14 protein-coding genes and 2 pseudogenes are annotated in these 12,416 nt (G+C 53.1%); all 16 read right to left on the bottom strand.

The window, feature by feature from the left end; genetic code table 11:
* Window positions 1-953: 953 nt before the first annotated feature.
* Window positions 954-1,397: pseudogene (locus FEK47_RS25400) on the bottom strand (shikimate transporter); the annotation flags it as partial.
* Window positions 1,398-1,433: 36 nt separating this feature from the next.
* Window positions 1,434-1,832 (bottom strand): annotated as a pseudogene (locus FEK47_RS07710) (phage tail protein); the annotation flags it as partial.
* Window positions 1,832-2,389: a tail fiber assembly protein gene (locus FEK47_RS07705; RefSeq protein WP_135486382.1), complete on the bottom strand. Its 558-nt coding sequence runs from the start codon at window positions 2,387-2,389 to the stop codon at window positions 1,832-1,834. The pseudogene FEK47_RS07710 and the gene FEK47_RS07705, both read right to left, overlap by 1 nt.
* 2 nt (window positions 2,390-2,391) lie before the next feature.
* Entirely contained in the window at window positions 2,392-4,050 is a 1,659-nt protein-coding gene (locus tag FEK47_RS07700) for a phage tail protein (protein WP_135486383.1), read from the bottom strand.
* Window positions 4,047-4,682 carry a phage tail protein gene (locus FEK47_RS07695; protein WP_135486384.1) on the bottom strand — a complete coding sequence of 212 codons (636 nt, stop codon included), beginning with the start codon at window positions 4,680-4,682 and terminating at the stop codon, window positions 4,047-4,049. The genes FEK47_RS07700 and FEK47_RS07695 overlap by 4 nt, the downstream gene beginning before the upstream one ends.
* A complete protein-coding gene (locus FEK47_RS07690) occupies window positions 4,679-5,863 on the bottom strand; it encodes a baseplate J/gp47 family protein (RefSeq protein ID WP_135486385.1) in 1,185 nt (394 codons plus the stop codon). Before FEK47_RS07690 ends, FEK47_RS07695 begins: the two co-directional genes overlap by 4 nt.
* The gene (locus tag FEK47_RS07685; RefSeq protein WP_135486386.1) at window positions 5,856-6,206 is read right to left on the bottom strand and encodes a DUF2590 family protein; all 351 of its coding nucleotides are present in this window, start codon (window positions 6,204-6,206) and stop codon (window positions 5,856-5,858) included. Before FEK47_RS07685 ends, FEK47_RS07690 begins: the two co-directional genes overlap by 8 nt.
* A complete protein-coding gene (locus FEK47_RS07680) occupies window positions 6,196-8,292 on the bottom strand; it encodes a phage tail tape measure protein (protein WP_135486387.1) in 2,097 nt (698 codons plus the stop codon). Before FEK47_RS07680 ends, FEK47_RS07685 begins: the two co-directional genes overlap by 11 nt.
* On the bottom strand, window positions 8,292-8,438 hold the full coding sequence (locus FEK47_RS25100; protein WP_167854641.1) for a hypothetical protein: 147 nt from the start codon (window positions 8,436-8,438) through the stop codon (window positions 8,292-8,294). The genes FEK47_RS07680 and FEK47_RS25100 overlap by 1 nt, the downstream gene beginning before the upstream one ends.
* Before the next feature lie 41 nt (window positions 8,439-8,479).
* Window positions 8,480-8,767, bottom strand: a complete 288-nt coding sequence (locus FEK47_RS07675; RefSeq protein ID WP_135486417.1) for a putative phage tail assembly chaperone — start codon at window positions 8,765-8,767, stop codon at window positions 8,480-8,482.
* A 92-nt stretch (window positions 8,768-8,859) separates the two neighbouring features.
* Entirely contained in the window at window positions 8,860-9,201 is a 342-nt protein-coding gene (locus FEK47_RS07670; protein ID WP_135486388.1) for a M15 family metallopeptidase, read from the bottom strand.
* Between the two features lie 106 nt (window positions 9,202-9,307).
* On the bottom strand, window positions 9,308-9,604 hold the full coding sequence (locus FEK47_RS07665; protein WP_001155241.1) for a phage holin family protein: 297 nt from the start codon (window positions 9,602-9,604) through the stop codon (window positions 9,308-9,310).
* 3 nt (window positions 9,605-9,607) lie between these two features.
* The gene (locus FEK47_RS07660) at window positions 9,608-10,063 is read right to left on the bottom strand and encodes a phage protein (protein WP_135486389.1); all 456 of its coding nucleotides are present in this window, start codon (window positions 10,061-10,063) and stop codon (window positions 9,608-9,610) included.
* Entirely contained in the window at window positions 10,060-11,208 is a 1,149-nt protein-coding gene (locus FEK47_RS07655) for a DUF2586 domain-containing protein (protein ID WP_135486390.1), read from the bottom strand. Before FEK47_RS07655 ends, FEK47_RS07660 begins: the two co-directional genes overlap by 4 nt.
* 19 nt (window positions 11,209-11,227) lie before the next feature.
* A complete protein-coding gene (locus FEK47_RS07650) occupies window positions 11,228-11,941 on the bottom strand; it encodes a phage virion morphogenesis protein (protein WP_135486391.1) in 714 nt (237 codons plus the stop codon).
* Complete coding sequence (locus tag FEK47_RS07645; protein ID WP_135486392.1) at window positions 11,938-12,411, bottom strand: phage tail protein; 474 nt, start codon at window positions 12,409-12,411, stop codon at window positions 11,938-11,940. The genes FEK47_RS07650 and FEK47_RS07645 overlap by 4 nt, the downstream gene beginning before the upstream one ends.
* Window positions 12,412-12,416: the final 5 nt, after the last annotated feature.

The following is a 12,416-nucleotide window of genomic DNA, read 5'->3' as shown; positions in this document are numbered from 1 at the left end:
ATTATCCGGCGATTCTGGTCTGAAGAGTCACTTCCTCTGTATGCGGCCAGCACCAGACTGCCTGTGCCGTACCAGGCGTCTGTGGCTCCCGGAGCAATGCCTGACAGAAGATCGATAACGTTCTGAGTGGTAAATTTCAGTGATTCCCAGCCGATGAGATAGCCATTTCCACTTGTCCAGTAGCGGTTGTGATAAATATTGCCGTTAATGCCATAGAAAGTAATGACCTTTACTGTATGACGCGGGTTCGGCACTCCATACTCTGACTCAACCCAGCGAATACGAACCATTCCTTTGAACAGCACGTCCGGTATAATTTTATTGCTGCCGTCAACAAGATATTCTCCCGGTTCTGCCTTCCTTACCCACGCAAGAAAATCATTTTCTGAGTTAAACCTGATGACCTCGTCAGGGAGAAAGATATGACCAAAGCCGAACGCGCCAGGTATAGCCAGGCGGTCTGCCGTGCGGTCATGAATGTCACCCTGCGGCTCCAGTGTGGCAGCTTTTCCAAGCTCAAGGATCGTGTGCATGTCTGCCAGTGTTTCCTGCATCAGCAGAGTGCGCGCCATTTCTGACAGTGTGGAAAGCGAAGCATTCCCTTCCGTATCAAAGCACAATAATTTGTCTGCCCGCGCTTTCAAATTGCTGATGGCGGTTAACACGTCACTGAGAGGTTGCTTGCCTGCCAGCGCGTTGGTGACTGTTGTTGCAAAGTTCGGGTCATTGCCCAGCGCCGCCGCCAGTTCGTTCAGCGTGTCCAGGGCTTCGGGAGATGAATCCACCAGTGCAGCGAGCAGTTTGCGGACAAACGCCGCATTTGCGATTTCTGTCCCCGTGGCATCATCAGGCGGTGTCGGGGTTTTCGGAGCGCCGGTAAAGACCGGACTGTACAGGGTGGCTCTGGCGTTGATTAACGTTAAGAAGTACGCCTCATTTGTCTTCAGGTTATCCCAGCCAGTCAGATAACCACCGCTGAGAGGCCAGTAACGGTTGTAATAAACATCTCCGTTAACGGTGTATAAAATAATGGCTTTTGCCATATGTTGCGGTTCTGGTGGATTGCGGTTCGCCTCCAGAAACCGGATATTAATTACACCACAGTAGCCACCGGGTAACACACCATTGGCCCCCTGTACAGAATACTCTCCGGGCGTTGCCTGCTTGACCCATGCTAGGAGGTCTTTTTCTGTATCAAACCGGATAAGCTCGCCTGGCAGAAACATGTGACCAAAACCAAATGCGCCCGGTATCGCCAGCCGGCCTTCCGTGCGGTCGTAAATATCACTCTGCGGCTCCATTGTGGCGGCATTTTTCAGTCCCAGATTATCACGGGATTCCTGTTGCGCCTCTTCACCTTCTGCCGCAATTTCTGACAGGTGGTTAGCCGTTTTCAGCATTGTTTTCAGTTCCGGATAAATATCCATCTGCCAGCTCTGTGGGGGAACCGTGATTTGTGCAGCCTGAGCCATACCACTGTAAGTGATTGCAAAATTACGAAGAAGAGTTTCCCCCACATGTTTGTGGTGAACAGGAGTTTTTATTACACCGCATAGCGTGCCACTTGCCTGGTGAACAAGACAAATCCAGTCATAACTGAATTCGGCGTCTTCAGTGACTGCACCGCTACATACAATGCTGTTTGGGGTCAGTTGTCCGTAGGTGAGTTTGTTTACGGTATAAGTAATTTTTTCCGGTGGAATAATATTATCTTCCGGGCTGGGGTCGCGATTCATTAGTGCAAATACGATGGCATCCGGCCGGGCAGGTAAATTGCCGGCAATGCATTTTGCAATCCATTTTTCAAATGCTTTCGTTAATAATGCGCTCATTATTCTTTATTCTCATTAATAGTTTGCGACAGCTCCGGCCACGCGATCGCGGCATACGCTGTTTTATCCGTAATCAGGCTAAAATCCATCACCTGCAATTCCTTTGCGTAAATACGATATGCTCTCAGCTTTTCTTTATCTTCGTCGCTGATTAACCCCAGCAACAGGTCTTTTTCCCAGTCAGCAGTTAACCGGCTTACATCCTTGAGCTTCCTCACTCGCTCATCTTCTGCCTTTTTACCGTAATCAAATATGAATTTACCATCCCGGTAAAACCAGTAACCCGATATATCAATTCGTCGGTTAGCTGTGTTATCTGTCACTTCAATCACGCTCCTGTTTCTGGGGTTAATTGACGCAACATCTTTGCCAACCCAGGTAACTTTTCCTGTATCCAGATATTCGACTTTTAATGTGTCAGGTGAAAAATCTTTCTGAATCTCATACCAGTTTTCACCAGATTCTGCATACAACCACTCGACGCCATATCTTTTAGTTAACTCATATTGTTCGGCTGTTTTCGGATTGCCCGACGTAATATTTTTTAAGTGCAACATAATTACATACTCGCTACGTTATACCAGGTTCCATTAATCAGTTTCTGAAGGGGGCGGATAAACCACCCGTCGGCAGAGTTATCCCAGTCTCCGTAGCAGTAGCCACCCACACTGACATAACCCGGGGGAGCCAGGTTTGAGCCTGTACTGCCCATCTGTTGATAACCGCCAAGACGCATATCCTGTACTCCCATTTTATTTTGCAGGTAAGATGACAGCCATCCTCCCCATGTGCTGCCGTACACGTTACCGTCAGCCGCAAGCCTTGCAGAGCCGTTGCCTGACTGTAATTCACCTGTTGCGACACTATTTCCATGCACCAGTGAACCGCCACCGGTGGTCACTTTGTGTGACATGGCAATATCACCAGTCCGCAGGTTAATTGAGAAAGGACGCAGAGGGCCAATATTGCCATTTTCACCCTGTCCTTCCGTGGTGGGGATAAGATGAAGGCTGTCTTCTGAGCGACGAAAAATCAGACCAAAGGCGCCATCGAAAATCCTCAGCGCATTAACGTCACGAATTTTCAGTTCCCCGGTCATGGTATCGCCACCTCGCTGAACGGCGCCTTCTGCCTTATCAACGGTGGGCTTTAGTCCGACGTTTTCAATAAACAGTGGTTTGTCGGGGATGTCGCTGCCGTTGCGATTTTTCGCAAGGCGGGCATTTGCGTTATCCATTGCGATTTTTACCGCTTTTGACGTGGCGGCACGGTCTTCTGCATCACTGTCAGTGGCGTTACTGTACTGAGCGAATCCTTTTTCGTTCAGTGTGGCATCCGGGTGCCTGCGGGATTTTTCGTGTTCTGCCAGTGCATTGCTTTGTTCTTCGTCGGGTGTCTCCGGACGTAAATCCTGTGAGCCGTCTGCTGTCAGTTTTGCAAGCGGTGCAACAAAATGCCGAAAGCCATTCCCGTCTGTGTAGGATGCATGTTCCGGGCGGGCGCTGAATGTGAAAACCGTATTCCATTCGCCAGTAACAAATCCCTGCCAGCTTGCATCAATCCAGATGGTGTCCCCGACCGTTGCGCGCAGGCTGTAAGGTTCGCGCAGACTGACGCGCAAACCTCCCACATAACCAATCCCCGCGGCAACAATGGCGGTGCCGTTCTGATAGCTCACCTGAAAACCGTCCTCCAGAAAAGCGGCTTCACCGTAGTGATCAAACGCCAGCAGTCTGCGGGCTTCATCCATTCCCGCCAGGCGGGCAGTGAAATCAATCTGCCAGACATCAGCACTGACATCGATATGCATCGCTGCTGCCGCACCGTCAAACTCCATGGAAAACGTGCGGATCAGATTGTTTCCCTGTACACCGTTCGCGGTTTTAATTTTTTGCTGGCAGGGGGTGTGCGCAATCATACAGAGCACGCCGCTTTCTTCGTTCAGCAGGCCAATCCAGTTGTATTCGAAGTCGCCGATTGTGGTATCCAGAATGATGGAAAATGCGGTTGCATTCGGTGACAGGAGACCGTACTGGGTGACCGGTGCGCGATACTGGATCAGGGTTTCATCAGGGAGCGTTTCGTCGCGGGGGATCTCTGCAGACTCATCCAGTCCCGGAATATATGCAAAAACAAATGTATCCGGGCGCGCAGGTTTCCCGCTGATGATCTGATTTGCGCACCAGTGTTCGTATTGTTCAGTAATAATCGTACTCATGCGTTATTTGCCTGTAATGTGTAATGCTCCACGGACAGGCCGTAATGTCCTGCCTGTAGTGAAGCGGTTAACCAGATGGTGTCCTTTCTCACCGTTGCTTCTGCTGTGTGGTACCGGTAGTGACCATCAAACGTGCCGGCTGTCAGTCGGGCGGTGGTTGCATTGATCACCTGAAAGAAATAGCGCCTGCAGGTACGGCCATACTGGCGCACGAGCTGCATCATCAGCGCGTTGCTTTCACTCAGCTGGGTGTCATTAATGCGCAGTAAAATAACGTCCCAGTCATGTTGCAGTTGTCGCTCCAGTGTTTTAACGTCTCCCACGCCAAGACGTTTAAAGATGCGCTCGAAGCCGGCGCGTTCGCCTGAGTCCTGAGCGTTGATAAATGCGTGTTTTACCCTCAGGCGAAATAACGAAACCGGCTCCCCCTTAAATCGGGTGATGTTGCGCTGGTATGCCAGCAGGTTAAGTAAAGGCTCTGCGCAGGTGTCGACATCAATCTGCTGTAGTGGCCACGTCAGCCAGCTCCAGACCTTTTCCCAGTAGCGATGCGATGAATGTGCAAGCGTCAACGGCTCACCTTTATTCATCCAGGTGGGAAGTGGAAATTCGGGTATCTCCGGAAGTTTCACGCGCCCACCTCCACAGCAAGCGATTCCAGACGGGGAACGGCCAGATCGCTGAGAATATCCGGAAGGGAAAACGTAACCGACTCCACCTGTGGAAAGACCTGGTGGATCTCTTCGCCCAGTCTGGACATGCTGAAACGGCTGTACGGCCATGTTTTCTGAACGTCATAATCGCTGTTTTCGCGAAATGCACAGCGAACCAGATTTTCCACATTGTGCAATAGTGTCTGAATCTCCTCATCGCTGAGGTTCAGCGTTGCATACAACCAGAGTGTCACGGTCAGGGTGTGGCGTGTTTCAGGCATGGAAAAACAGCGCAGATCGTCACCGTGTCCGTGATGACCTTCATCGTTAATGAATGCGTTTACTGCATCAACGAACGGTTCGGATGCGATGCCGGTATCCAGCAGAATGTAAGCATTCGCTGTGCCGGGGCCGCGTGGTGCATCATGCAGAAAATAGATGCGGTCGGCACTGATGCCGGCAACACCGGCAATTAATCCACGGTAAACAGCATCGGTGTGATAAGCGCCGGCAAGATTAAACTGATTGCGCACACGATCACGCAGCTCGTCGTCGCTTTCTTCGTTGGCCCCCGGCGAGGTCAGCCAGTTTTCATCGTTCTCAACGCCGGCAATGCCGTCAATTGCCACCGGAAGGATGCGGTAATACCCCGGTGCGAGGTTAAAGCCGGCCCCGGCCTGTTCCGCAGAAACATCGATGTTCATGCTGAGTGTTCCTGCCGGAATAACCGTATCCCTGACAACGGTCAGCGTATAAATCACGCCGTTAATACGCTCTGTCTGGATCTGTGTACCTGCCGGCACAGTAACTGTGCGATCAATATCGTCTTTTGTGAAACGAATAACGCCGGATGCGTGCGTGGCGGCCTTGCGCTGCAGGTTCACTGCCCAGGCAAAAACATCAACGAATACACCACTGGCATCGGCCAGAAACAGGTTTTTCATCACCACATTAACCAGCGCGTCTTTCAGCCACATCACGGGCTTTGAGGTGATGGCTGTAATCAGTCGCCAGAACGGCGACATGCGGGATGTGTTGGTGATAAGCCCTTCGTTTTTAACGATGGCTTCAAATTCAGCGCGTACCTGTTCTTCGGTTACCGGCATGCCGTTATCAGCCAGAATGCGCTCGTAATCTGCGGTGGGTTTACCGTTAATCATCAAGGGATACCGTAAAAGTCAGGGGTTCAAAAAAATCTTCTGTATGGGCGTTAATCAGCAGGCGACCGGAAAGAGGTGATTCCTCCGTTACACTGACGGTGCCCGGCGTGATGCGTTCATCATCCTCAATCAACAGTGTCATCTGCATCATGATGTCGGCGCGAAGTGTCTGGCTTTTTTCTGCCAGCAGACGTGTGGCCAGTCCGCTTTCAATGATGGCGTGCTGGCAGTCCTGGGCGATACTTTCCCTGTTGTTGCACAGCACTGGTTCGGCGGCGCTGTTCAGCGTGAAGTTGCGACCGGTGATGAGCAAATCGATGTAAAGAGGCTGGTCAGTAAGCATGTAGCTCCATCCATTCGTTAAGACGGGCAGGGGATGCGTCCTGCACGTTGACATTGACCACGCGGCGGGAGTTGTCGATTGTGGTCTGGTTTTCGCTGTTGTTCCGCATCTCTGCCGCAATGCCGCCCGGTCCTGCACTGATGGCTTTTCCGCCGGTTAATACGGAGCCTTCGCCGCTCCCTGCGCTTTCTGGCGTGTCGATGTTAACGCCGGGGATCATGTTGAGTTTGTCCACAATCCAGCCCCATGAATCACTGAAGGACTGTTTCACCAGCTCCCAGAGGTTGCTGAAAATCTTCAGTATGCCGCCGGCGATATTCTTCAGGGCGTCCAGTGGTGAATGCGTGGAAAAATAGTTAACCAGTGCATTCCAGCCATCCCGGATTGCGCCCCATGCCTTGTCGAAGCATGTCCCCATACTGCCAACCATTCCCGCCACCCACTGAAAGGCGGCGGTGTCCATCAGTGCGGCCTTGATTTCATCCCAGCGGGTGATCAGGAAATAAATGCCCACACCCAGCGCAGCCAGTGCCAGGATGATTAACGTAATTGGGCTGAAAAGTAGTTGAGTGGCAACAGCTGCACCGCTGGTAACGGCGGTATAAATTTTCATGGCCACCGCAGTGGCCCCCAGAGCAATGGAGTAAAGCCAGAGTCCGGCACGCTGTAGTTTCAGCAGCGCCAGCTGAATTTTTGCTTTGATGTTGTATGTTCCCATTACAAGGGTCATGGCCAGATACAGCGCCCTGACCGTTCGGGCGACGGCACAGAATGCCCACATGGTGGCAGTCAGCATGCGTTTCAGCAGAATAAGGATTTTCAGAGGCGCAGTAGCTGCCAGCCAGACCAGCCGGAGCCCGGTCCAGACAAACTTTGCTGCGCCCACCACAATGTTTGTCACGGCCCCCACGGCAGCAATGCCCAGCAGTGCACCGGTCAACAGGCCAATGGCGCGGGTGATATTGGGGTACAGGCGTAACCAGGCAACAAAGGATTTACCGCCTTCGTTGCTTTTCTGGATGAACGGGTACAGAACGGGCAACAGCTGTGTGCCGATTTCAATACGAATGCCGTTAATAATTGCGGCGGCCTGTTCCCACGGGTCGGCCATGGCCTGCGCCATTTCGACAGCCTTATCCATGCCTTTGATATTGCCCAGCGTGGCGATATTCTTTTCCAGTCCGCCAATGTCTGCATTGAGCAATTTAATCATGGCCACGGCCTCATCAGAGCCAAATGCGCTTTTCAGCAAATCGGAGTCAGCCACTTTTGACAGATCACCAAATTTGCCTCTGATAAGTTTCATGATCTCGACAACACTTTTCATCGTGCCGTCTTTATTCACGAAATTAAGCCCCAGCTTTTTCTGGGCGCTGCCTACAGCGGCCAGAAATGATTTGTACTTTGTCCCGGCCTCACTGCCGCTCATGGTAGCCTGCAACTGCCCCAGCACGGCGAACTGTTCAGCCGCATCAATACCGGCTGCTTTTGCACTGGCACCCAGCGTGGTGAACGCTGCCGACATGTTATCGCCGGTTGTTTTAAACATCTGCACGGCGGTGGCGGTTTGTCCGGCAACCTGCTCAACCCATTTGCTTTTTCCCATGGCATCAGCCTGGTCTTTAAAAATGCCGTACATGGTGCCCATGTAGGCGGTAATTGTCTGGCTGCTGGATTTGGTTGCCGCAGCCACTGTTGCTGATGCGGTGGTGAAACGGGAGAGTTCATCGTCAGTTAATCCGGCGATGGCTGACTGGATATCATAAGAAGCACGTACAAAATCCTGCGCCGCGCCGCCGTATTCCATAGTGAAATCAACGGCGGCCCGACTGAGTTTACGCAACCCGGATTCCGCGACGCCCAGTGACTTCACCTCACCGAGCGCCCGGTCCATTTCAATAGCCGGCATCAGTGCGCCTTTCACGGCGGCACCCACGCCCCAGAGTGCAGCGCCACCGGTGGCGATATTGCGGAAGGCTCCCCGGCTTGTTGCGGCGAATCCCTGAACCTGTCGGCCCGCCGCACGTAACGGTCTTGTCAGGCGGTCTGTCAGTTCAAGAAGTAATTCAAGACGCTGCTGTGACATTACGATCCTTTAAAAGCGCGAATAATGCCGTTATTGACGGCGATACCCATATTTCCCCAGTAGTGGTTATCCAGCCAGACGGCGGCAGCCAGTGACTGCGGCGAATCATCTTCGCCGGGCAGCCAGTGGCGGCGCAGGATTAGCATCCGGGTCAGGTCATTGCGATCAATGGCCCCCAGATGGCTTTTTATTTTTTTACGGTGATTTCCACTTCCGGTACGAACTCGTTATTCACGGCCGTTGCCAGGCTTGCCGGCATTCCTGGCTTTTCCAGCAACTGATTCAGCAGATCGCGGTGGTCTTTAATCACGATGCGGCGCAGGTAGTTTTTCAGTGGCGCGATTTTGTTATCCGGCATGAAGTCGTTCTGCAGGTCGTTGTAGGCTTTAACTGTCGGGATAAACGTCAGTTCATGCTCGCCCACCTGTAAAGTGATGGTGTTTTCTGCAGTGGTTTGGGTGTTTTTATCGTTCATCATCATTTCCTGTTAATGTCAAGAATAAGAGGGCTTAATAAGACCATCAGGAGGCTTATTAAGACTGTCGGTGGCCTTATCCCGTATCGGAATCAGCGCACGCCGTTGTGCTCAAGGCTGAAATGATTGCCATCCGGGCGGTTTTTAAAACGACCGCCCCATGCACCGCCAAGGGATTCCCAGTACTCGCCCAGTTCGCGGTAGGCCTCTGTGCGGGTCTGATATTCACCGTTAATAAACAGATTAAAATCCACTGCCAGCCGCTGGCAGTGCAGGCTGTTGGCAGTGCCGGATCCCTTTTGCGCATTGAGTTTTGCCTGCTCCGGCGTGCGGTACGCTTCACCGAATGTCAGGCCATAACCGCGCTGATGGGCAAACTGGATGAGTTTGCCGACCATGACGGTAAATTGTTGTTGCTTATCGGAGAGTTTCATTTTTGCTCCTTACGGGGTTGCTGAGGTTTGCGCAGCCAGTGCCACAGCACCCGGATAATTTTCCAGGCGGCAGCGGCTTTTTGTTCCCTGCGGGACAGCATCGCTGTTACTCCTCTTTGTTTTCTTTCTCGCCCAGCTTCCGGCGCATATGGCGCAGGAAAATTTCAACAATCTGGTAGCCGGCTACGCCCATTGCGGTGCCAGCGCCGGCAATAGCCAGCGGGTCAAGATTCGGATAACGAACCAGCAGGGCTGCAGCAGAAACACCCAATGCGCTACCCAGCAGGGTTCGCCCCACAAACAACCGCAATGTAATCGGCTCCGCGCCAGCCAGCACCCGGCTGGCGGCGGCAATGCCGCCAAGAATGCCCAGGGTGATGATGGTGCGTTCATGCTCCTGCATGGTTCACCCCATCAGCCCGCGCACGTCGTTCTCTGAGAGAACGGGCACGCCGTTGATACGCACAAAATCGGGGCTGGCCACCACGTACTTGATTTTGTGCGTGGTCAGGTCTGCACTCCCGGTGTCAATGCTTAACAACCCGGAGAGCATCAGCTCGCAACCGAAGGCTTCGACGCGGATTTCCTCGGTACCGGTGTTGGCGTAGAACACAAAATCCATTGGCGGCAGATCGCGCCATGATCCTGCCTGAGCGGCCACTTCCCCTAGCTGGTTAAAACTGCGGGTGCTCATTTCAATTTCACCTTCGGCACTGACGGGGCCGCGCAGTTTGCCGTCAGGGATGCCACGGGTTTTGGCAACGGCGCTTTCATCACTGATGTCCAGCGAGATGTTATTCACATGGATATCCGTTCCACCGATAAAGGTGTCAAACGCCATGCCGTTAATGCGGGTGGTCATGCACTTTCCTCCAGAGATTTATCCAGCTGAATGCCCACCTTGATGGTTTTGGGGCAAGCGTAAGGGCGAACAACAATGCTGATACTGACCGTCTTTTCGTCCTGCCAGGTGATGGCCACATCGCCTTTTTGTGGCGATTTCACTTCGCCCGGAAAGGTGACACCGTTAATCTGCTTGGATTTCGCCATGGTACGCAGCGGGCGGGCAAACAACGTTTCATGTGCGGCAATGCTGCCCGGTGTGCTGTTCAGTGAACGATCGGCAATTTTGGGGATGGCCATCAGTCGCACGCGGCGCGCCACCTTATCTGCAATGCGGACATGCTCAATGACGTTGTAGTCCCCGCCTTCCACCTCAAGTGTCACACCATCAGCCCAGTAAAGGCCGTCATAGTCGGCATACCACATGGGCACGCTGTAGCGGGCGGTAGCCAGTGCCTGCAGGGTGGCGAGATCAATTGCCTGTCCTGCGCTGTCCTTCGGACGTTCTGTGGTTTTCAGTGCAGACAGAGCCCCGGTTGCCACGCGTGCGGGACTGTCAGCAATGGTGACGGCGTTGTTACACAGGCGACCGGCAAGAACGCCCGGTTCAAATCCAAAAATCTCCGGAACCAGCATGACCTGCGGGGCTGCAATACCTTTCTGTAGCGTGGTCAGTTCGGCGACGTATTCCGCCCAGGTTTTACTGCCGTCGTTGGCGGTGATGGTCAGGATGAACCAGATGCGGCGCTGATATTTATTAATGATGGTCTGACGTAACGCCTGTATGGCGTTGATGTCATCCTTCGTGCTGACCGGTTCAGTGATCACCACGCCTTCAACTGAAATGGTTTCCTGAGCGGCCAGCACGGCGTTTTGCCATGCCTGGCAGGCCGGCGTTGCTTCTTTGCCTTTGCCTGCGTCCGGCAGAACGGCGACATAAAAAAAGGCATTCTGTCCAGCATTGGTCAGAGCGGACTGAAGGAAATTTTTCAACGGGCTCGCGTTCGTTCCCAGCAACTCATCCAGATCGCTGTTGGCGTTAACCGGCAGAACTTTGCCTTTGTTGTTTTGTGCGCTACCCACAAACAACAGTGTATTTTCCACGCCGTCCGGCGAGCTACTGAACGTGTTGTACTGTTCAATCGTGACAGATGGCCAGGTCATAATTTGTCTCCTGATTTTGTTATCTCGTGCCGCCGTAATGCAGGCTACGCAACTGCGCTTCCAGAATGCGGGTAAATTCAGCATCGCTGGCTCCCAGAAATGCGCGGGAGGGGATTTTTATTTCCCATACACGTTTTTTCTGCTCGCCTTTCAGAATGCTGATCACCAGTCCGGCCTGCGCCATACTCATGTTTTCCATAATCCATTTCAGGGAGGGCTTTCTGCGTCCCCTGCGTCCGGTTTTTTTGCTGACTGCGCCGACGGGGGCGCGAAAGCCCAGAGAAAGAAGCCGCTCCGCCTGCCGTCGTGTGGCGGGTCGGGTGCGCATGGTTTCGTTGTTCCGGCGTTTTGTGGCGCGACCTTTGATGGTTGCACCGTGCTGTTGCACCCACGCGACCGCCCCGCCATGAGAGCCGGTGTTGTAGCCCCCTTTTTTGAAGAAAAGGCGGACACTTTTCCCGTTACTGTCAACCCTGATGGCCAGCAGTTTTGGCAGTCCCAGCAGCATTTTGTTTTTATACTTACCGCTGGCTTTATCTGGTCTTTTTCGTGGTGCCCAGGCTGCCCCTTCCGGTGTTCTCTGTGCTTTCACATTGCGTCGTGCAGCTGGCATCAGGCCGTATTTCGCAATACGAACCAGCAGCTTTCTGGCCTTTACCGGCGGAAGTTCTGCCGCTCTGATGGCGCGATGAACCTGCCGGAGCTGTGATTCATTAATCGCAGGGCGCGTCATGGCATCACCTGACAGTGAAGCTGATGTGCCTGAGCCACCCAGATTTCAGGTTTTTCCAGCCGGTAACGTTTTCCGCCTCTGGGGATGGGGCCGTTTTCATCCTCAATCAGGGTGATGGGATCAACCAGCGGCAGACTGATTTCCAGCCATGCCACTTCATTTTCATCATCCACTTCGACGTCCACGGCTGGCGCATCCGGTGTCAGGCGCTGTCGCAGGTCGCCGCCGTTGTCTGCCAGCCAGGCTTCAACCAGAGAAAACACCAAATCCGGATCGAGCTGACGATAGGGCCATGCGTCCCATCGCAGAAAAGCCGTATATTTTCTGGCCTGCGTACATAACTGCCCGTGCCCCAGCGACTTTGTGAGCGGAACGAGCGTGATATCATCCATGTCACTGGTGAACGGAATGCGTGCGCGTGCCGGCAGATTGTTTTCAATGAATGCCGTCAGGCTTGCGAGTTGCGTCATACCGT

It is taken from the genome of Escherichia sp. E3659 (genome assembly GCF_005781135.1).
Lineage (GTDB): Bacteria > Pseudomonadota > Gammaproteobacteria > Enterobacterales > Enterobacteriaceae > Escherichia.
This window is presented reverse-complemented; position numbering and strand designations above follow the sequence as displayed.